At 63.0% G+C, this 19,558-nt stretch carries 19 protein-coding genes; 12 read left to right on the plus strand and 7 right to left on the minus strand.

Annotated elements, in window-relative coordinates; all coding sequences use genetic code 11:
- Nucleotides 1–12 precede the first annotated feature (12 nt).
- The 9 genes from YU3_RS0115540 to YU3_RS0115580 all read left to right on the plus strand — a co-directional run bounded on the left by YU3_RS0115540 (nt 13) and on the right by YU3_RS0115580 (nt 10,234).
- On the plus strand, nt 13–1,242 hold the full coding sequence (locus YU3_RS0115540; protein ID WP_027167125.1) for a hypothetical protein: 1,230 nt from the start codon (nt 13–15) through the stop codon (nt 1,240–1,242).
- A complete protein-coding gene (locus YU3_RS0115545; protein WP_027167126.1) occupies nt 1,239–1,994 on the plus strand; it encodes an FkbM family methyltransferase in 756 nt (251 codons plus the stop codon). The genes YU3_RS0115540 and YU3_RS0115545 overlap by 4 nt, the downstream gene beginning before the upstream one ends.
- A gap of 154 nt (nt 1,995–2,148) precedes the next feature.
- Complete coding sequence (locus YU3_RS0115550; protein WP_027167127.1) at nt 2,149–4,710, plus strand: FAD-dependent oxidoreductase; 2,562 nt, start codon at nt 2,149–2,151, stop codon at nt 4,708–4,710.
- 102 nt (nt 4,711–4,812) lie between these two features.
- Nucleotides 4,813–5,550: a site-2 protease family protein gene (locus YU3_RS38650; protein WP_051333957.1), complete on the plus strand. Its 738-nt coding sequence runs from the start codon at nt 4,813–4,815 to the stop codon at nt 5,548–5,550.
- A 62-nt stretch (nt 5,551–5,612) separates the two neighbouring features.
- Nucleotides 5,613–6,554, plus strand: coding sequence for a phosphoribosylaminoimidazolesuccinocarboxamide synthase (locus YU3_RS0115560; protein WP_027167128.1), 942 nt, complete (start codon nt 5,613–5,615; stop codon nt 6,552–6,554).
- Nucleotides 6,555–6,636: 82 nt separating this feature from the next.
- Complete coding sequence (locus YU3_RS0115565; protein WP_027167129.1) at nt 6,637–7,485, plus strand: DUF1194 domain-containing protein; 849 nt, start codon at nt 6,637–6,639, stop codon at nt 7,483–7,485.
- Nucleotides 7,486–7,594: 109 nt separating this feature from the next.
- Entirely contained in the window at nt 7,595–8,545 is a 951-nt protein-coding gene (locus YU3_RS0115570) for an ABC transporter substrate-binding protein (RefSeq protein ID WP_027167130.1), read from the plus strand.
- Nucleotides 8,546–8,669: 124 nt separating this feature from the next.
- Entirely contained in the window at nt 8,670–9,446 is a 777-nt protein-coding gene (locus YU3_RS0115575; RefSeq protein ID WP_036258633.1) for an ABC transporter permease, read from the plus strand.
- Nucleotides 9,443–10,234 (plus strand): ABC transporter ATP-binding protein, encoded by a 792-nt coding sequence (locus YU3_RS0115580; protein ID WP_027167132.1) that lies wholly within the window; start codon nt 9,443–9,445, stop codon nt 10,232–10,234. The genes YU3_RS0115575 and YU3_RS0115580 overlap by 4 nt, the downstream gene beginning before the upstream one ends.
- Before the next feature lie 14 nt (nt 10,235–10,248).
- Here YU3_RS0115580 and YU3_RS0115585 read toward each other — a convergent pair whose 3' ends face one another.
- From YU3_RS0115585 to YU3_RS0115595, 3 genes are all read right to left on the minus strand, one after another.
- Nucleotides 10,249–11,187 (minus strand): GlxA family transcriptional regulator, encoded by a 939-nt coding sequence (locus YU3_RS0115585; protein ID WP_348631174.1) that lies wholly within the window; start codon nt 11,185–11,187, stop codon nt 10,249–10,251.
- 308 nt (nt 11,188–11,495) lie between these two features.
- Nucleotides 11,496–11,630: a hypothetical protein gene (locus YU3_RS42115; protein WP_013531161.1), complete on the minus strand. Its 135-nt coding sequence runs from the start codon at nt 11,628–11,630 to the stop codon at nt 11,496–11,498.
- A 349-nt stretch (nt 11,631–11,979) separates the two neighbouring features.
- Nucleotides 11,980–12,165, minus strand: coding sequence for a hypothetical protein (locus YU3_RS0115595; RefSeq protein ID WP_027167134.1), 186 nt, complete (start codon nt 12,163–12,165; stop codon nt 11,980–11,982).
- Nucleotides 12,166–12,385: 220 nt separating this feature from the next.
- On the opposite strand from YU3_RS0115595, the gene YU3_RS0115600 reads away from it, so the two are divergent.
- The gene (locus tag YU3_RS0115600) at nt 12,386–13,285 is read left to right on the plus strand and encodes a LysR substrate-binding domain-containing protein (protein ID WP_027167135.1); all 900 of its coding nucleotides are present in this window, start codon (nt 12,386–12,388) and stop codon (nt 13,283–13,285) included.
- 1 nt (nt 13,286) lies between these two features.
- Here YU3_RS0115600 and YU3_RS0115605 read toward each other — a convergent pair whose 3' ends face one another.
- On the minus strand, nt 13,287–14,249 hold the full coding sequence (locus tag YU3_RS0115605; RefSeq protein WP_027167136.1) for an alpha/beta hydrolase: 963 nt from the start codon (nt 14,247–14,249) through the stop codon (nt 13,287–13,289).
- Nucleotides 14,250–14,481: 232 nt separating this feature from the next.
- On the minus strand, nt 14,482–14,667 hold the full coding sequence (locus tag YU3_RS0115615; RefSeq protein ID WP_027167137.1) for a hypothetical protein: 186 nt from the start codon (nt 14,665–14,667) through the stop codon (nt 14,482–14,484).
- A 344-nt stretch (nt 14,668–15,011) separates the two neighbouring features.
- On the opposite strand from YU3_RS0115615, the gene YU3_RS36595 reads away from it, so the two are divergent.
- A complete protein-coding gene (locus YU3_RS36595) occupies nt 15,012–16,034 on the plus strand; it encodes an acyltransferase (RefSeq protein ID WP_245273518.1) in 1,023 nt (340 codons plus the stop codon).
- A 25-nt stretch (nt 16,035–16,059) separates the two neighbouring features.
- Here the strand turns inward: YU3_RS36595 and YU3_RS0115625 are convergent, their stop codons facing one another.
- Nucleotides 16,060–18,129, minus strand: a complete 2,070-nt coding sequence (locus YU3_RS0115625; protein ID WP_027167138.1) for an ASKHA domain-containing protein — start codon at nt 18,127–18,129, stop codon at nt 16,060–16,062.
- Between the two features lie 89 nt (nt 18,130–18,218).
- Between YU3_RS0115625 and YU3_RS0115630 the strand changes: the two genes are divergently transcribed.
- A complete protein-coding gene (locus tag YU3_RS0115630) occupies nt 18,219–18,461 on the plus strand; it encodes a hypothetical protein (RefSeq protein ID WP_245273519.1) in 243 nt (80 codons plus the stop codon).
- Nucleotides 18,462–18,540: 79 nt separating this feature from the next.
- Here the strand turns inward: YU3_RS0115630 and YU3_RS0115635 are convergent, their stop codons facing one another.
- Nucleotides 18,541–19,515 (minus strand): methyltetrahydrofolate cobalamin methyltransferase, encoded by a 975-nt coding sequence (locus YU3_RS0115635; protein ID WP_027167140.1) that lies wholly within the window; start codon nt 19,513–19,515, stop codon nt 18,541–18,543.
- Nucleotides 19,516–19,558: the final 43 nt, after the last annotated feature.

Genomic DNA, 19,558 nt, shown 5'->3' on the forward strand with positions numbered 1-19,558 from the left:
CGGAGGCGAACGATGCTGACCCGCCCGCCAACAACCCGGACGCTCGACCGACTGACCGGCGCCGGTCTGGCTTGGGGCGAGGGGACCTATGCGCGATGGGCCGCGCCGATCGGCGCGATTGCCTTCTCGCTCTATATACTGCTCACTGCGGCGACCGCGTGGTTCATGCCCGACGCCAACTGGGACATGCTGCCTTACCTGGCGATCGCCGAGGAAGGCACCTATCCCGATCCGCAGGCCTTGCATGATTATGCCTACAGCACGGTCGAGGCGGGCGTATCGACCGCCGACTACAAGACGCTGACGGACGATGGCGGCGGCTTTCGCAGCCACATGGCGCAGAATGCCGCCGACTTCCATTCGCTGCTCGGCATGTACCGGATCAAGTTCCTCTACGCGGAAATCCTGTCAGGCCTTAGCCAAGTCGTCTCGCCGGTCGAGGCGATGCGGCTGGTGCAGGTGCTTTCCGTGCTTCTGTTCGGCGCCATCACGCTCGCCTGGCTGCGCGCGGAAGGCGCGCTGGCGCTGGCGCCGATCGTTGGCGCGATCCTGATCATGGCCGATTTCGGTGATGCGGCCCGTGCTTCGACACCCGATCTCTTGTGTTCGGCGTTGTTCATGGGTGGATTGTTCGCCTATATGCGCAAGCGTGAGGCGGCGACGGCCATCCTGCTTTTCCTCGCCTTCATGGCCAGACCTGACAACATCGTCTTCCTCGCCATCTTCGCCGTCCTGCTCGTCGCTTACCGCCAAAAGGCATGGGGCGCGCTGGCCGGCTTTGCGGCGTCCTTCGTCGCCTATTTCGCCATCTCGCACTGGGCGCAGCATCCGGGCTGGTGGCCGCATCTGTGGTTTTCCAGCATCGAGCAGCATTACAATATGGACGGGTTCGAACCGCCGTTTTCGGTGGCGGCCTATCTGAAGGCCTTTGCGGCATCGGTGGTACGCGCCATCAGCATCAACAGCTGGGTCGGTGTTTCGGTGTTGGCGCTGGCCGGCTGGTACGGGCTCGATCGCGCCGGCTTCCGGCTCGACCGCCGCGCCGGCATCCTGCTTGCGGCGCTCGTGCTTGGCGTGCTGGCAAAGTTTACGGTCTTCCCGATCCACGATACCCGCATCTATTTCCCCAACCTTCTGCCGCCTTTCCTGCTGCTCGTTGCGCCGCTGATGGCGTTGTGGGCAGCGGCGAGCCATGGCGGCCGCCGCGCCGCGCCGCAGGTCATTCCCGGAGACAAATCATGAGCTCGCTTTCCAGCCTCGCGCGCGTGCTTTTGTCGCTCGGCTTACCTGTCGGCGTGCTCGATCGCGGGCCGGCGCTGCACGGCACGAAGTTCCTCGCCAAGGCGGCGCTGAAGGCGCGCTTCGGCAACAGCCGGCCGTTCCAGATGGTCAATGTCGGCGCCTGCGACGGCGCGCTGTTCGACGACGTGACGCCCTGGCTGCATCGCATCCCGGGAGCAAAGGCAATGCTGGTCGAGCCGATCCCCTATAATCAGAAGCGGCTTCGCGCCAACTATCCCGATGCGGAGCGCTTCGTCATCGAGCCGGTGGCGGTGACCAGGACCAAAGGAACCATCACCGTCCATACCTTCGACGCCGCAGCACTCGAGGCGGGCACGCTGCCCATCGAGTTCATCGGCTGCTCGTCGGTCACGGACACCAATCTGATGTCGGGCAAGAACGCCTGGGGCGAGGCGGACGCCAACTTCAACAACTTCGCGCCGCATCTGAAGGACATCGAGGTGCCGTCGGAGACCTTGCAGGCGCTGCTCGACCGCAACGGCGTCACCGATATCGACGCGTTCCTGGTCGACTGCGAAGGTGCCGACTGGATGGTGTTCGAGCAGCTCGATCTCCAGCGCTACCGTCCGGGCATGATCAAGGTCGAGGTCGGCGCGCTGCCGGCTGCCGAGATCGGCCAGGTTGTGGTTAAGCTGAAGACCGCCGGCTACCAGGTCGGCTTCCAGGCAGAGGACATCTGGGCCTTCGCCTGATCGATATGATCTCGATGCACGGTCGGCGTGCGGGGTCGCGACGCATCTGCGGCGTGTCGCAAACAGGCGGTAGCTCTATCCGTGTCCTCTGCATATTGTGCGCCATTCGAACGGGCGCCAGCAAGCCCGCTTTACTACTTTGGAGTCGCGGGCCATGGCAGAGTTTCCGAAAAAGGCGAAGGTCGTCATCGTCGGCCTGGGCGGTATCGTCGGCGCATCGGTCGCCCATCACCTGATCGAGCGCGGCTGGGACGACATTGTCGGCATCGACAAGTCGGGCATCCCGACCGATATCGGTTCGACGGCGCACGCTTCGGACTTCTGCTACACGACCAGCCACGATTTTCTGTCCTGCTGGACGACGCTCTATTCCATCGATTTCTATGAGAAGATGGGCCACTACGCGCGCGTCGGCGGCATCGAGGTCGCCCGTGTCGGCGACGACGCCCGCATGGAAGAGATCAAGCGCAAGATCGCCTCGGCCAAGTCTTTCGGCACCCGCGCGCGCCTGATCGAGCCGGCAGAGATCAAGCAGAAGTTCCCGCTGATCGAGGAGCACCTTGTGCAGGGCGGCCTGTGGGATCCCGACGCCGGCCTCGTCATTCCGCGCTCGCAGACGGTCGCCGGCAAGCTGGTCGACCAGGGTGTCGCCGCCGGCAAGCTCCAGGCTTTTGCCAACACCTCGGCCAAGGATCTGGTCGTCGAGAACGGCCGCATCAAGGGCGTGGTGACCGAGCGCGGCACGATCGAGGCCGACTATGTGGTTGTCTGCACCGGCATCTGGGGCCGGCTCACAGCGGCGCTGGTCGGCGAAGACCTGCCGGTCATGCCGATCGATCACCCGCTCACCTTCTTCGGCCCCTATAACGAGTTCGCCGGCACCGGCAAGGAGATCGGCTGGCCGCTGCTGCGCGACCAGGGCAACTCGGCCTATATGCGCGACACCGGCGATCCCAAGACCGCCGAAGGCGGGCAGATCGAGTGGGGTTATTACGAAGAGACCAACCCGCGACTCTGCCACCCCCGCGATCTCCTGGAGAAGGACCAGGCGCGGCTGTCGCCGTCGCAGCGCGATCTCGATATGGAGCAGATCATGGCGCCGCTGGAGCGTGCCATGGAGCTGGCGCCGATCCTTGGCGAACTCGGCTACAATGAAGGCCATTCCTTCAACGGCCTACTGCAGGTGACCGCCGATGGCGGACCGTCGATGGGCGAGAGCCAGAAGGTGAGGGGCCTGTGGTACGCCGTCGCCATCTGGGTCAAGGACGGCCCCGGCATGGGCAAGCTCATCGCCGACTGGATGACGGATGGCCGCACGGCGATCGACCACCATGCCATCGACTATTCGCGCTTCTACCCGCACCAGACGCAGGAACAGTTCATCTGGGATCGCTGCACCGAGACGGCGATGAAGGTCTACAATCCGGCGGTCCATCCGCGCGAGCCCTTCTCCAAGGGCCGCAACATCCGCCGCTCACCGTTCTGGGAACGCGAAAAGGAGCTCGGCGGCTATTTCATGGAACTGGGCGGCTGGGAGCGCGCCCATGGCTATGCCGCCAACGAGCATCTGCTGGAGAAATACGGCAACCGCGTGCCAGTGCGCGAGAACGAATGGGACAACCGCCATTTCTGGCGCGTCTCCAATGCCGAGCATCTGGCGATGAGCGAGGATTGCGGCATCGTCAACCTGTCGCATTTCTCGATGTATGACGTCGAAGGGCCCGACCATGTCGCGCTGCTGGAATGGCTGTGCGCGGCCAAGATCGGCGGCGACAACAATATCGGCAAGGGCATCTACACCCACTTCCTCGACGAGGAAGGCATGGTGCGCGCCGATTTCACCGTCATCCGCATGGCCGATCGCTGCCGCGTGATCGACGGCGCCGATGCCGGCCCGCGCGACTTCCGCTATATGCAGCGCACCGCGCAGGACAAGGGTTTTGACGCTACCATCACCGACGTGACCGAGAAATACGTCACCATCGGCATCTGGGGTCCGAATGCCCGCACCACCCTGCAGAAGGTGGTCGAGGACCCGAACGGGCTGACGCCGGAGAATTTCCCGTTCGCGGCGATCAAGCCGGTCAAGATCGGCGGCAAGGACGTCACCGCCTTCCGCATCTCCTATGTCGGCGAGCAGGGCTGGGAACTGCATATGCGCTACGAGGACGGCCTCGCCGTCTGGGACGCATTGCGCTCCACCGGCGTCATGCCGTTCGGCGTCGAGACCTATGCCAACACGCGCCGGATGGAAAAGAGCCTGCGGCTGCAGAACGCCGATCTCTTGACCGAGTATAATCTGCTGGAGGCCGACCTTGCCCGCCCGAAGGTCAAGGAGAACGACTTCTGCGGCAAGGCCAAGCATCTGGAATATCGCGCTCGCGAGCACCAGCCGGCAATGCTGTGCACGCTGGTCATGACCGACAACAAGGATGCCAAGGGCGTCGCCCGCTATCCGGTCGGCATCATGCCAGTGATGGATCCAGCCACCGGCGCGACGCTGGTCGACGAGCTTGGCCGCCGTTCCTTCACCACCTCGGTCGCCTACGGTCCGACGATCGGCAAGAACATCGCGCTTGCCTATCTGCCATGGGCCTATGCCCAGGAGGGCCGCAAGCTCAACGTGGAGTATTTCGGCGAGACCTATCCGGTCGAGGTCGCGGGCGTCGGCTACAAGCCGCTCTACGATCCGGAGAACCTCAAGCCGAGGAGCTGAGATCGCGGACGCAGAAAGATGCAAGGCCCGGCTTAGGCCGGGCTTTTGCTTTTGTGCGGGCCGAGATTCTCGCGTAGCGTTGCGACAGGCGGAGTGGGTAGCTTGCAACGGTTCGGCTGGGACAGGAAGAACGACGCGTTCGTCTTCAGGATGAAAGGGAACATCCCCGTTCATGTCAGCTGGACCTTTGCCGTCCCCGCCATGCTGCCGTTCGTGCATGAATGGTCGCGGCATCCCAGGAGCGCCCTGACCCATACGGTCATCCTTGCCGCGCTTTTGTTCTTGTCGGTGTTCCTGCATGAGCTTGCCCATGTGTGGGCGGCGCGCCGGCAGGGCATCGGTACTGAAAGGATAGAACTCTATCTCTTCGGTGGAATTGCGTGGTTCAAGCGCGGCGCGGCCTCGCCGTATGGCTGGGCATGGATCGCCTTCGCCGGACCTTTGGTAAACATCGTCCTGGCGGCGGGCTTTGCCGCTTCCTTTTGCCTTTTGGCCCGGCCCTTATTGGCTGTCGGGCCGAGGCCGGACGCATTTCTGGAGTGGACGCTTTGGCTCGGCGCCTTGGTGAATGCGGTTTTGGCCATTCTCAACCTCCTTCCGGCCTATCCGCTCGATGGCGGAGCGATCGCCAGGCATCTGCTTGCGCCGCGCTTCGGCGCGGACACCGCCGCACGGATCGTCGGCTTCTGCGGCGTCGTGCTATCGATCTTGCGCTTCGCGGTCATTGTGCCTGCGGCAACAGCCGGAATTCTGTTGTGGATCCCGCCGTCCTTCAAACCGAACTGGCGGGCGTTTCGCGCTACCGGCAGTAAGAAGCCCGTCCCGCAGCATCCGGCTTGATGTGCGCGAGGCCAACAGCTTATGTGGCCCCATCAGAAGCCCCGCAAGAGCAAACACGCCTTATGCGCATCCTGTCCGACGCCTTCATTCCCGAACTCCCCAATCGCTACAATGGCAAGGTGCGCGAAAATTACGACCTGCCGGACGGGCGGCGCATCATCATCGCCACCGATCGTCTAAGCGCATTCGACACCATCCTGGCCTCGATACCTTTCAAGGGACAGGTCCTCACCCAGACTGCTCGTTACTGGTTCGAGGAGACCGCCGACATCTGTACCAACCATGTGCTGGAATATCCCGACCCCAATGTTGTCGTCGGCACGCGGCTCGACATGTTGCCGGTCGAGATCGTGGTGCGCGGCTATCTGGCGGGGACCACCAGCACCTCGATCCTGACCAAGTACAGGAAAGGCGAACGGAGCTTTTACGGACACACCTTTCCGGATGGATTGCGCGACAATGAAAAGCTGCCCTCGGCGATCATCACTCCAACCAGCAAGGCCGCCAGCGGCGGCCATGACGAGCCGCTGTCGGAGGCGGAGATCATCGACCAGCGGCTGCTCACGCAGGCGCAGTGGGACACCGTATCGCGCTATGCGCTGCAACTGTTCGCCCGCGGCCAGCAGCGCGCAGCCGAGCGCGGCCTGATCCTTGCCGACACCAAATATGAATTCGGCACCGCGCCGGACGGCGCCATCGTGCTGGCGGATGAAATCCACACACCCGACAGCAGCCGCTACTGGATCGCGCAGAGCTACGACGAGGCGTTCCAAAGCGGCGGGCGGCCGCAGAGTTTCGACAAGGATTTCGTCCGCTCATGGGTGTCGGCGCGGTGCGATCCCTACAAGGATCCGATCCCAAAGATACCCGACGAGATCATCAACCAGGCCTCGGCGGTTTATATCCAGGCCTACGAGGCGATCACCGGCGCGAAGTTCGTTCCTGACGTCTCCGGAGAGACCGTGCTGGAACGCATCCGTTCGAATCTCGCGCGATATTTTTAAGAAGGTTCCCGCGCCGGCGGAAATCCGACGCTCAGGAAATTCCCGGCTTTTGCGCGGGACGATTTTCGCTTAACCTTCCTCCATGTCCGCTTATGCCCGTGCAAGGCATATTGTCTGCGGCAGTGCCGCCCTGGCGCTGGCGTTTTGGCTGACGTCGGCAGCGTCTCCCGCCGAACCCGTCGATGTCGAATTGGTGCTGGCGGTCGATGTTTCGCTCTCGATGTCGCCGGCCGAGCTGGAGATCCAGCGTCATGGTTACGCGGCGGCGCTCACGCATGACAATGTGCTGAAGGCGATCGCCGACGGCGCCTATGGCAAGATCGCCGTCACCTATGTCGAATGGGCGGGCACGACCTGGCAGCGCGTCATCGTGCCGTGGACGGTGATCGCCAACCGCGCCGATGCCGAGAAGGTTGTGGCGCAGCTCAACGCCCGCCCGCCGGACAGCGCCCGGCGGACCTCGATCTCCGGCGCGCTGAGCTTCGGCAGCGACCTGTTCGCCGAGAGCGGTTTCCAAGGCACCAAGCGCGTCATCGACGTTTCGGGCGACGGGCCCAACAACCAGGGGGCGCCGGTCAATCTCACCCGCGACGAGGTGGTCAAGCAAGGCATCACCATCAACGGGTTGCCATTGATGACGCGCGGCGGTTTCAGCAGCGCCTTCGATGTCGCCAATCTCGACCGCTACTACAGCGACTGCGTCATCGGCGGACCGGGCGCCTTCATGATCCCGGTCAATGACTGGACGCAGTTTCCGGAAGCGATCCGCCGCAAGCTGGTGCTCGAACTTGCCGGTCCCGCTTCGCCGCGCTGGGCGGCGGAAGAGGCCGCGCATCTGCCGGTCGTACTCGCCGACGACAAGCAGGCCACCGACTGCCTGGCCGGCGAGAAGATGTGGCGCAGCCGCGGCTGGGGTCTGGACAGCCGCTGAAACGCGAAGCCGGCTTGGACCATCGTCCAGTGCGGCGCCTGCTTCATTGACAAGCCTTTTGGCGTCTGTGAGACAATTTGCGCTCACCACATAAAAAAGGGGAACTACAATGAACAGGACCACCATTTTCGCGGCGGCGCTGACGGCGGCCGCTGTGCTCGGCGCGCCGGCGATGGCCGCCACGTCGCTGACCATCGGCATCAGCGGCTGGACCGGTTTTGCGCCGCTGACTTTAGCCAAGCAGGCCGGGCTCTTCGAAAAGCACGGGCTCGACGTCACGCTGAAGAAGGTGCCGCAGGCGAGCCGCCCGCTGGCCATCGCCAGCGGCGACCTGCAATGCGCGGCGACCACGGTCGAGACCTGGATGGTGTGGAATGCCAGCGGCGTCACCACCAAGCAGATTTTCCAGCTCGACAAATCCTATGGCGCCGACGGCATCGTCGTGCGCAACGACATCAAGACCGTCGCCGACCTCAAGGGCAAGAATGTCGCCTCGTCCGCGCCCGGGACCTCGCCCTATTTCCTGCTCGCCTGGGTGCTCAACAAGAACGGTATGTCGACCAAGGACGTCACCGTCGTCAATCTGGAGCCGGATGCAGCGGCGCAAGCCTTTCTGGCCGGCCAGAACGATGCCGCCGTCACCTACGAACCCTTTATTTCTGCCGTCCGCGACAAGTCCGACCAGGGCCATATCCTGGCCACCACGCTCGATTATCCGATGGTGCTGGATACCGTCGGCTGCACGCCGGACTTCCTCAAGGCCAATCCCGATGCCGCCAAGGCGCTCGCCGACAGCTATTTCGACGCGCTCGACATGATCAAGAAGGACCCGCAGAAATCCTATGAGATCATGGGCGCCGACGTGAAGCAGTCGGCCAAGGAGTTCGAGGACTCGGCCAAATACCTGAAATGGGCCGACAAGGCGGAGAACCAGCAGTTCTTCACCAAGGACTTCCAGGATTTTTCCAAGACCGCGGCCGAGTTGCTGCTGCAGATGGGGCTGATCAAGGAAGTGCCCGATGTGACGACGCTCGCCGACACCAGCGCGGTCGCCAACTGATCGCGTATCCGTCTATGGGCGGCGGCGATCAGCCGCCGTCATCTCACTTGGCGCGGTTCTTCGCAATTCTGGACGGAAAACCGCGTCACACTTTTCCTGGAATTGCTCTAAAGGACAGGGCCTGATGCTGCGTCCCTTGTATCCCGTTCGCCCGGGTACGCGAACCGTGCTCGGTGTCGCCTTCTTCGTGCTGTTCGTGGCGTTCTGGGCGTGGATCACGCTCGGCGGCCATGTGAACCGGATCTTTCTCGCCGACCCGCTGTCGATGCTCAAGGATGGCTGGCGGCTGCTGGTCGAAGATCGTTTCTGGCTCGATATCCTGATCACCATCTGGCGCGTCTTCGGCGGCTTCATGCTGGCTTCGGTCGTCGCGGTGCCGATCGGCATCGCCATGGGCGCCTGGAAGCCGGTCGAAGCCTTCCTCGAGCCGTTCGTGTCCTTCGCGCGCTACTTGCCGGCGTCCGCCTTCATCCCTCTGCTCATCCTGTGGGCCGGCATCGGCGAGCTGGAAAAGCTGCTGGTGATCTTCGTCGGCTCCGTGTTCCAAATCATCTTGATCATCGCGGTCAAGGTCGGCAGCACGCGGCGCGACCTGGTCGAGGCCGCCTATACGCTCGGCGCCACCGACAACGGCATCGTCAAGCGCGTCATCATGCCGGCCAACGCGCCGGAAATAGCAGAAACGCTGCGGCTGGTTCTGGGCTGGGCGTGGACCTATGTGATCGTCGCCGAGCTGATCGGCTCGTCCTCCGGCATCGGCTACATGATCATCAACAGCCAGTCGCGGCTGGCGACCGGGCAGATCATCTTCGGCATCATCGTCATCGGGCTGATCGGGCTTTTGTCCGACTTCGCCTTCAAGGCGCTCAACCGCTGGCTCTATCCATGGAGCCTGGCATGAGCAAGCTTCTCATCGAAGGCGTTTCGCGGACCTTTGCCGGGGTCGGGGGCGGACAGCCGGTGCAGGCGCTGCAGCCGGTTGACCTCGCCGTCGCGGCGAATGACTTCATCACCATCCTTGGACCGTCCGGCTGCGGCAAGTCGACATTGCTGAGAATCGTCGCCGGACTGGAGGCGCCGAGCACCGGCCGTGTGCTGCTCGACGGCAAGGCGGTTGCCCGGCCGGGACCGGACCGCGGCATGGTGTTCCAGTCCTACACGCTGTTTCCCTGGCTGACGGTCGCGCAAAACATCGGCTTCGGCCTGCGTGAACGCGGCATGCCGGAGCGCGAGCGCAGCGACATCGTCGCTTCTTACGTCGATCTGGTCGGGCTCAACGGGTTCGAGAACCATTGGCCGAAGCAGCTGTCGGGCGGCATGCAGCAGCGCACGGCGATCGCGCGGGCGCTTGCCAACGATCCCGAAATCCTGCTGCTCGACGAGCCGTTCGGGGCGCTGGACAACCAGACGCGCGGGCTGATGCAGGAATTGCTGCTCGGCATCTGGGAGCGGCGCAAGAAGACGGTGCTGTTCGTCACCCACGACATCGAGGAAGCGATCTTCATGGCTTCGCGGGTAATCGTGATGAGTGCGCGGCCTGGCCGCATCAAGTCGGACGTGCCGGTCGACCTGCCGCATCCGCGCCACTACACGCTGAAGACCAGCCCGGAATTTTCCACCTTGAAAGCGCAGCTCACCGAGGACATCCGCATCGAGGCGATGCGGACGGCACAAACCCAATCGGCGTAAAGGTTTCTGCCTGCTCAGGCCGCCAGCAACTGCTTGCGGTCGACGCGTTCCTGCTGCGGCGAGCGGGCATAAAGCTCGCGGTAGCATTTGGAGAAGTGCGAGGCGGAGACGAAGCCGCAGGCCACGGCCACTTCGACCACGGGCATCGACGACTGGATCAGCAGGTGTCTGGCGCGGTCGAGGCGGATCTCCAGATAGTAGCGGGCAGGGGAGCGGCCCATCTCGGTGCGGAACAGGCGTTCGATCTGCCGGCGGGAAAGATCGACATGATCGGCGATCTCGATCAGCGACAGCGGCTCGGAAAGGTTTGCCTCCATCAATTCGATGATGGTGAGCACCTTGGAGTTCTGCACGCCGAGGCGGGCGCGCAGCGGCAGGCGCTGGCGATCGGTCGGACTGCGCACGCGGTCGGTCAGCACCTGCTCGCAGACGCGGTTGACGAGGCTGTCGTCGAAATCGTCGCCGATCAGCTTCAGCATCATGTCAAGCGCGGCGGTGCCGCCAGCGCAGGTGTAGACGTTCTGATCGACCTCGAAGAGATCGGCAAAGACATTGGCTTTCGGGAAGGCCTCGGAGAAGCCCGGCAGGTTCTCCCAATGGATGGCGCAGCGCTTGTTGGAGAGGAGGCCGGCGGCGGCCAGGACATGCGCGCCGGTGCAAAGGCCACCCACCGCGACGCCGCGATTATACTCCTCGCGCAGCCATGCGAAGGCCGATTTGTTGTGGTAGCGCTCGACGTTGATGCCGCTGCAGACGATCGCCATGTTCGGCCTGTCCGGCCCGGCCATCTTCTTGCGCTCTTCCTCGAGCGAGGTGTTGACGGCGCATTCGACGCCGTTCGAGGCGCGCACCGGCTTGCCGTCGATGCTAGCCAGACGCCAGCGATAAGCCTCGTAGCCGAGCATCCGGTTCGCGGAGCGCAGCGGATCGAGCGCCGTCGCAAAGGCGATCATGGTAAAATCGGGAATGAGGAAGAATACAAACGATCTTTTGATCGGATGCTTTACGGCATTCACGGGGAAACCTCACGCAGCCATGACGCGAACAGGATGTCGCGAACAGCATAGCGACATCAGGAAAAACCATTCCTGTCAATCGGGTAGGCGGCTAAGTGAAGATTAAATTTGCGACACGGGTCGCAAATGGGCAATCAGCGCCAGCTCAAGGCGTCGCCCGGCTGGCCGATGAATGTCGGCGCAAACGAAAACGCCGCCTCGGTGAAACCGGGCGGCGTTGAATTCAGCTTTGGATGCCGATTGCCTCAGGCGACGAAGCCGAGGCGGGCGGCATTCATGGCGCCGGTCTGGCCGGGCATGGTGTTGGCAAGGCGCTGACGTTCGAGGGCAGTCGTCAGGTTCATTTCGCGGCGGGCGAAGAGGCGGGCAAAAAGCTTCATGATCATCTCCAATCGGTTGCTCAGACGGGTCGCCTTCGCTTGATGGAGTGGGGCAGCTCGTTTGCTGGCGTGGATATAGGCTCACTTCAGCAGAAACTAAATCGCAAATGCGAAGCACTTGATATGAAAAGCGACATGATTTGCGACATTGTTGGGCGACGTGCCCAAAATTTTCTCTTATTTACAATGGCTTAATTTGAAAATTAACCCGCTATGCGAGTGGTTCATATGCGTCATGCAGCCGCCGCATGGCTTGAAAAGTCGTTTGAGTGCAAACGAAAGGCCTAAAACAAACAAAAAGGCCTGCCGAGCTGACGCGGCAGGCCTTCAGAACTCCATACACACTTGATTACTTTGCTCCGGCCCAGCTTCCCACGCCGAAGCGCGAACTGGTCCTAGCATCGGCGGCTTCCGGCCAGCCGATATCCTTCTGCAGTTCGATCGGCAGCGCATGGATGGCGCGTTCGGTCTGGTAGCGGGCACGGGCCGCGCTGAATTCGGTCGCAAGCCGACCGATGGACGACAGGATAGACATTTCTTTCTCCTCTATGCGGGCAGGGAGGGCGCCCGTCACTGCGTTAAGTCAGGTCTGTTTCAGCTTCATTTCATGTCGATTGCAGGATTGTGTCATGGTCGTTTGATGGCTGCTTTTGGCAGCATCCTGCATCGATCAAGTTGACTATGCGCCTGGAGTGATGTTCAATCAAACGAAATGGAATGATCGATTGCATCAGAAAAATTGAAGGCAAGCTCCCATGAACGCCCCGCTCAATCATCCTTTGCCGCTGCTTGATCTCGATGTGCTGCGCACCTTCGTGGCGATTGCCGAGACGGGCAGCTTCACCACCGCCGCCAATGCGGTGTACCGCACGCCGTCGGCCGTCTCCATGCAGATCAAGAAGTTGGAGGACATCCTCGGCCGTTCCGTCTTCGCGCGCGATGCGCGTTCGGTGACGCTGACCACGGACGGCGAGATGCTGCTCGGCTATGCCCGCCGGCTTCTGTCGATCAATCGCGAGGTGGTGTCGAAGTTCATCATCCCCGACATCGTCGGCGTGGTACGCCTGGGTTCCCCTGACGACTATGGCGAGCGCGTGCTGCCGCATGTGCTGAAGCGTTTTGCGCAGTCGCATCCCTCGATCGCCGTCGACGTCACCATCGACCAGAGCATCAATTTGCGCCGCCGCATGGACGACCGCGCGCTCGACATCACGCTGCTCACCAATTCCTACAAGACCAGCGCGATCGGCGCCGAGGTGCTTTTGACCGAACCGATCGTGTGGGCCGGCGCCAAGGGCGGCTGCGCGCATTTGCGCGAGCCGCTTCCGGTGTCGCTATGGGAAGAGGGCTGCGCGTGGCGGGCAGGGGCGCTGGAAGCGCTTGGCCGCGAGGGCCGCAATTACCGCATCGCCTACATGAGCGCCCACACGGCCGGCCAGCGCGCCGCGATCATGGCCGATCTTGCGGTGGCGCCGCTGCCGAAGTCGTTCCTTGGCGACGAGATGGTGTCCTTGGGCGCCAAGGACGGCATGCCGGACATCGGCACCTACAATCTCGCCATGGTGGTGGCACCCGATGCGAGCGCGCCGGTGAAGGCCGTCGCAGACCATATCCGGGCGACGTTCGAACTGTTCCGCGAAACCGGCAAGTTCTGAGCTATTCGGCCGCAGGTGCCGAGCGGGCTGCGAAAGCTGCCTTTGTCCTGCGTCGGGCGCGAACTCGGGCCGGCGCCGGAACGCTGAGGAAATCGACGATGGAGTCGCGAGCGCGGCGCGCTTCCGGCATCTCGATCAGCGGCCAGGCGTGGAACATGCCTTCCTCGTAGACCACCTCCACCTCCACGCCGGCGGCGCGCGCCCTTTCGGCGAAGATAAGATTATCCGGTGTCAGCATATCACGCGAACCGGTCAGCAGCAGCGTCTTAGGCAGCACCGAGAGGTCGCCATAAAGCGGGCTGATGTGCCAGTCGTTGCGGTCGAAGCCGGCGCTATAGAGCCGCACCGCTTCCAGCCCGCCCGGGATACCCAGCCACGGGTCCTGCCGCTCTGCCTCGAAGACTTCGGGATTGGCAAGCGAAACGTCGAGGCCGGGCGAGATCAGCACATGGCGTGATGGCAAGGGCAGGCCCTCCTCGGCCGCCATCATGGTCAGCACGACGGCCATGTTGCCGCCGGCGGAATCGCCCATGAAGACGATGTCCTCGGCGTCGGTCTCTTCGAGCATGCGCCGGTAGAGGTTGCCAACCATGCCGAACATGTCATGGAAATCGTGCTCCGGCGCGATGGGGTAGATCGGCACGGTAACGCCGAAGCCGAGACGCTCGGCCATCTCGGCGATCAGTCCCCAATGGTAGGACGTGATCTGAAAGACATAGGCGCCGCCATGCATGTAAAGGATGCGCCGGCGTTCGCCCGCTTTCGGGGCTACCTCGTAGACCGGAAAGCCGTCGATTTCGGTCTCGGTGATGTCCAGCCGTGCCTTGAGCAAGGCCGGCGGACGATAGTCCTCGGTCTTGCGGGCGTAGGCAATCCATCGCTGCAGGTTCTCGGGACTGGAAAACGCCTTCTTGCGGCTGTGCCTGAGAACGAACGAAACGAGATGGCTTTTCAAACTGGGCATGCGGGTACACGGATTTCGGCAGAGCCGACTAAGAGAATTCCCCCTCGCTCTGAAAATTGTACCTCAGTTAAAAATGTCAAGGATTCACGCTGGCACATCGGCGTGATCGGATGGTGCCAGTGTCAACGCCGCTTCGGTAGCAGGGCTACGCGCAATTTGTTGTCGGCCGTCGCCGAGGCCGTGTTCGGGCCCCGGCGCTTGCCGAGCAGCTTGCATTTGTCGGCGAAAGTCATCAGCGCGGCGTGCCAAGGAGCAGCGCATGAAGGGCTGCCTGCGGGTCGCTCGGCGGCGAAGCCGGCCAACCGATATCCTTCTGGACATGCGCCGGCAGATCGTTGAGCGCGCGGATCGCCTTGTTCCTGGCATGAGCCTGCCTGATGGTCACACCGAAGCGGCCGAGATTTCCGAACATCGACATTTTTCGTCTCCCTTGAAGAGCGGCCAAGGACCATTGCGTGCATGTGGCTCCCCCAAAACCGCGAAGCAGTTTGGGCGACATGCACCGTTCTTCGGCCGCCGTTGCGATGTCCGTTAAATGCGTCACGTATGTATCGGATCGATTTCACGAAAACAGCGTTTCGGTTTCCGGATCGCGCCAATTAGGAAACATTTGCATACAAACGAATTGAGCAGACCGGCGTGCTGGTTTTTATCCGGAGAGCCATCATCAGCGGTTGACAGCGGTGGCCGGCTGCATTGTTATTGTGCAATGCGATGTCGAATGTGTGCGCCGCAGCATGGCGCGATCTGGACTGGAGCATCGTGACGAGCATCCACAGCATCCAATATCTGCGGGGCCTCGCCGCGTGCGCGGTGATTTGCTTTCACGTCAGCGAGCAGTTCGGTGGCCCGTTCGACGTCGGAGCAGCCGGCGTAGACATCTTTTTTGTCATCAGCGGCTTCATCATGTGGGTGACGACGGCTGGCAGGCCGGCCGATCCCTGGCGCTTCATGGGGCGCCGCATCACCCGCATCGTGCCTCTGTACTGGATCGTCACGCTGCTGACCGCGGCGGGCATCCTGATCAAGCCGCAGTTCTTCTACGGCCATTTCTTCAGTGTCCAGAATTTCGTGGGTTCACTGTTCTTCCTGCCGGTACTGCAGGAGAACGCGCTGCATCCCATCGTCATACAGGGTTGGACGCTTTGCTATGAAATGATGTTCTATCTCGTTTTCACCCTGGTCCTGTTCCTTGGTGAGCGCTGGCGGTTCGGCGTTCTTACCGGCGCCCTCGTGGCCATCGTGGCGCTGCATTTCGTCTTCCCCGCAGGATACGCACGTGCCTTCACCGATCCTGTCGTGCTCGAATTCGCTGCCGGCGTGGTCGTGGCGCGCTTGTGGCTCCGGGGCGCCAGGCTCCCGCTCGGAACGGCTGTGGCGACGGTTGGCGTAGGATTTCTTCTCCTCGCGGCCAGCCCGCTGTTCGATGCCGACATGCCTCGCGCCTTGCGCTGGGGACTTCCGGCAGCACTGATCGTGGCGGGCGCGGTTTTTGCCGAGCGGGCCCGGCCGTTCAAGCCCGCTGTCCTGCCCAGCTTTCTCGGCGATGCGTCCTATTCGATCTATCTATGGCATGTCGTGGTCGGCGTCCTGGCGACCGGCGTCGTCTTGAGGATCGGAATCCCGGCGGCGTTACAGCCGGCAACGATCCTTGTCGTCACGCTTGCGTTCTCGGCATTGCTCTATCTGATCGTCGAAAAGCCATTGATCGGGCTGCTGCACCCGCAGCGTGTCAAAGGCGTCGTGAAGGCACCCGGCGCCGCGACGGCAGGCGCCGCGGAGTGAGGCCGAAAATCTGGAGTTGCTCCAGCTAGTCGCGGCCGCGCCGCGCCGCACGCTCCTCGCGCGAGCGCCGGCGCGGGGTGGCGTCGCCAGCGATGCCGTCCGCGCTCACCGTCTTGCGCGGCGGCAGCTTTACCGCGGCCGCCAGCTTCGGGAAGGGGTCGACCTTGTTCGGCAGCGCCATGGCGTAGACGAAGTGCTCCTGGAATTTCGGCTCGAGCGCCGTCTCGATCTTCTCGATCCTGCTCACCGTCTCTTCGATCTCGCGACGATAGCCGCGATTGAGCAGCGCCATGCGCGCGCCGGCACCGGCGGCATTGCCGACAGCCGAGACCTTGTCGAGGTCACAGTCGGGGATCAGGCCCAGCACCATGGCGTATTTCGGATCGATGAAAGAGCCGAAAGCGCCGGCGAAATGGATGCGGTCGACATGGTCGGTGTGCTGCTTTTCCATCAACAGCTTGGTGCCGGCATAAAGCGCTGCCTTGGCAAGCTGGATGGCGCGCACGTCGGTCTGGGTGATGGTGATCTTCGGCTCGCCTTCCTTCAGCACATAGGAGAAGGTGCGGCCATTGGCGACGACGCGCGGCGAGCGCGCAGCAAGTGAACCGTCGACGACGCCATCCTCTGAAATGATGCCGGCGAGATACATCTCGGCCACGATCTCGATGATGCCGGAACCGCAGATGCCGGTGACGCCGGTCGCCTGCACGCTGTCGAGGAAACCCGGGTCGTCGGACCACAGTTCCGAGCCGATGACGCGGTATTTCGGCTCCAGCGTGTCGGGATCGATGCGCACGCGCTCGATGGCGCCGGGCGCCGCACGCTGGCCGCCGGAGATTTCGGCGCCCTCGAAGGCCGGGCCGGTGGGCGAGGAAGCCGCGACCACGCGCGTCGAGTTGCCGAGCACGATCTCGGCATTGGTGCCGACATCGACGATCAGCATCATCTCGTCCTGGCGATGCGGGCCTTCCGACAAGGTGACGGCGGCGGCATCGGCGCCGACATGGCCGGCGATGCAAGGCAGCATGTAAAGCCGCGCGCCCTGGTTGAGCTTCAGCCCGATATCGGAGGCCTTGATGCGCACGGCACCGGAGACCGCAAGCGCAAACGGCGCGCCGCCGAGCTCGGTCGGATCGATGCCGAGGAAGAGGTGATGCATGATCGGATTGCCGACGAAGACGGAATCCAGGATGTCGTTGCGCTGGACGTTGCCTTCCGCGCAGACCTTATCGACGAGGCCGGATATGGCCTCGCGCACGGCAACCGTCATGCCTTCGCGGCCGTCCGGATTCATCATCACGTAGGAGACGCGGCTCATCAGATCCTCGCCGAAGCGGATCTGCGGGTTGGAGGTGCCTGAGGAGGCAGCGACGCGCCCCGAGAGCAGCGACACCAGATGCATGGCAATCGTGGTCGAGCCGATGTCGCAGGCGAGACCGTAGGCTTCGTTCTTCAGGCCAGGCCATAGCGCGATGACGCGCGCGATGTCGCTGTCGGCATCCTTGTGGATGGCGGCGGTGGCGGTCCAGTTGCCCTTGCGCAGGATGCCCTGCACCTGTGGCATAAGGTAGAAGTCGAATTCGAGGTTCTTGAAGCCCCAGTCCTTCATCAAGGCGATCTTGAGCCGGTCGAGATCGCCGAGCGGCTTGTGCATGTCGGGCTCTTCGATCTCGACATAGCACATGCGGATCGCCGTATCGCGGGCGATGACCCTGGTGTCGGCATCCTTGCGGATGGTCTGGGCGTTGATGACCGTATCCTGCGGCACGTCGATGACGAGGTCGCCGAGGATCTGCGCCGAGCAGGACAGGCGGCGGCGCTCGGGCAGGCCGCGCACGCGCTCGTAGCGCTCTTCCTTGGCGCCCTTGGGCGAGATGTGGTCGTTGGACGAGATGATCTTGTGCTTGGCGAAATTGCCTTCCTGCACTTCGATCTGGCAGCGCCCGCACGTGGCGCGGCCGCCGCACACGCTTTCGACATAGACGCCAAGCTGGCGCGCCGCATCGAGCACCGGCGTTCCAACGGGAAACCGGCCGCGCTTGCCTGACGGCATGAACAGGACGAGCGGATCGGTGATGTTGGGGGGAGGATTCATGCTGGCACGCGTCTCGATGGCAATTGCCGATGCCGTTTAACGGATCGTTCTACTATTGGGCGGAGTGTCCGTTGGTCCAGGGGCGAACCATGTCGGATCTGCTGCTCTCCGCGGTCTTCACCGCTTTCACTATGGTGCGCGTGATCAAGGGCTCTTGGCTGCGCAATCCACAGTACCTTGCCACCGGGATTCTCGGCGCGATCGTCGGTGCGCTGCTGCTCCACGCGTTCTGGCCCGCCTATGACGATGATTTCATCGTAGGCGGCGTCACCGGCATCTTCGGATCGTGGGCGGGAATGGCGTTGTTCGACGCCATATTGGGCATGGCTTGACCGCAAAGCAGACCTGTCCGACGGCACCCGGGGTGCGATCGGACGAGCATTGTTTGCGGCGCGGATCACGATTGCACGCTTATCCCCTGGCCATGCGGGCTTCACGGCCGCCGCGACGACGGCCGCCATTGGCCCCGCCTTCGCCCGGCGCATTGACCGCCGTGGGAGCCGCGACCGCCTGGCCGCCTTCGGCGGGCTTATAGTCCTTGTAGGTGCGGATCCAGTTGGTGCAGTTCTCATCGGTGCCGTTGAGCACATTGGCGCCGCGCACGGCTTCCATTTCCTGCGGGCGCACCGGGTTCATGATGGCGCTGGTCATACCGGCGCCGATCACCATCGGGATGAAGGCGGCGTTGATGCCGTGGCGGTGCGGCAGGCCGAAGGAGATGTTAGAGAGGCCGCAGGTGGTGTTGACCTTGAGCTCCTCGCGCAGCCTGCGCAGCAGCGCGAATACCTGGCGGCCGGCGTCGCCCAGCGCGCCGATCGGCATGACCAGCGGATCGACGACGACGTCATGGGCGGGAATGCCGAAATCGGCGCAGCGCTGCACGATCTTCTTGGCGACGGCGAAGCGCACGTCCGGATCCATCGAAATGCCGGTCTCGTCGTTGGAGATGGCGACGACCGGGACGTTGTATTTCTTGACCAGCGGCAGGATGGCTTCGAGCTTTTCTTCCTCGCCGGTCACGGAGTTGACGAGCGGCCGGCCCTTGGCGACTTTCAGCGCCGCTTCGATCGCGGCGGTGACGGAGCTGTCGATCGACAGCGGCAGATCGACCAGTCCCTGCACGATCTCCAGCGTCTGAACCAGCAGGCCCGGCTCCGTCTCATTCGGGTTGACCGAGGTGACGCCGGCATTGACGTCGAGCATGGTGGCGCCGCAGGCCGCCTGTTCCAGCGCATCCTTGATGACGGTCTCGAAATTGCCGGCAATCATCTCGGCGGCGAGCTTCTTGCGGCCGGTCGGGTTGATGCGTTCGCCGATCACGCAGAAGGGCTGATCGAAGCCGATGACTATTTCTCGGGTCGCCGAGGCGACGATGGTGCGGGTCATGAAATCTCTCCGTCGGGATATAAAGAGTTCTTTATATCGTTAT

The sequence above is a fragment of the Mesorhizobium sp. WSM3224 genome (assembly GCF_000427725.1).
GTDB lineage: Bacteria > Pseudomonadota > Alphaproteobacteria > Rhizobiales > Rhizobiaceae > Mesorhizobium.

Bases quoted from the DNA above. Each gene is read 5' to 3' on its own strand.
- YU3_RS0115540 (WP_027167125.1), top strand. From the start codon at position 13: ATGCTGACCCGCCCGCCAACAACCCGGACGCTCGACCGACTGACCGGC.
- YU3_RS0115545 (WP_027167126.1), top strand. From the start codon at position 1,239: ATGAGCTCGCTTTCCAGCCTCGCGCGCGTGCTTTTGTCGCTCGGCTTA.
- YU3_RS0115550 (WP_027167127.1), top strand. From the start codon at position 2,149: ATGGCAGAGTTTCCGAAAAAGGCGAAGGTCGTCATCGTCGGCCTGGGC.
- YU3_RS0115560 (WP_027167128.1), top strand. From the start codon at position 5,613: ATGCGCATCCTGTCCGACGCCTTCATTCCCGAACTCCCCAATCGCTAC.
- YU3_RS0115565 (WP_027167129.1), top strand. From the start codon at position 6,637: ATGTCCGCTTATGCCCGTGCAAGGCATATTGTCTGCGGCAGTGCCGCC.
- YU3_RS0115570 (WP_027167130.1), top strand. From the start codon at position 7,595: ATGAACAGGACCACCATTTTCGCGGCGGCGCTGACGGCGGCCGCTGTG.
- YU3_RS0115575 (WP_036258633.1), top strand. From the start codon at position 8,670: ATGCTGCGTCCCTTGTATCCCGTTCGCCCGGGTACGCGAACCGTGCTC.
- YU3_RS0115580 (WP_027167132.1), top strand. From the start codon at position 9,443: ATGAGCAAGCTTCTCATCGAAGGCGTTTCGCGGACCTTTGCCGGGGTC.
- YU3_RS0115585 (WP_348631174.1), bottom strand. From the start codon at position 11,187: ATGATCGCCTTTGCGACGGCGCTCGATCCGCTGCGCTCCGCGAACCGG.
- YU3_RS42115 (WP_013531161.1), bottom strand. From the start codon at position 11,630: ATGAAGCTTTTTGCCCGCCTCTTCGCCCGCCGCGAAATGAACCTGACG.
- YU3_RS0115595 (WP_027167134.1), bottom strand. From the start codon at position 12,165: ATGTCTATCCTGTCGTCCATCGGTCGGCTTGCGACCGAATTCAGCGCG.
- YU3_RS0115600 (WP_027167135.1), top strand. From the start codon at position 12,386: ATGAACGCCCCGCTCAATCATCCTTTGCCGCTGCTTGATCTCGATGTG.
- YU3_RS0115605 (WP_027167136.1), bottom strand. From the start codon at position 14,249: ATGCCCAGTTTGAAAAGCCATCTCGTTTCGTTCGTTCTCAGGCACAGC.
- YU3_RS0115615 (WP_027167137.1), bottom strand. From the start codon at position 14,667: ATGTCGATGTTCGGAAATCTCGGCCGCTTCGGTGTGACCATCAGGCAG.
- YU3_RS0115625 (WP_027167138.1), bottom strand. From the start codon at position 18,129: ATGAATCCTCCCCCCAACATCACCGATCCGCTCGTCCTGTTCATGCCG.
- YU3_RS0115630 (WP_245273519.1), top strand. From the start codon at position 18,219: ATGTCGGATCTGCTGCTCTCCGCGGTCTTCACCGCTTTCACTATGGTG.
- YU3_RS0115635 (WP_027167140.1), bottom strand. From the start codon at position 19,515: ATGACCCGCACCATCGTCGCCTCGGCGACCCGAGAAATAGTCATCGGC.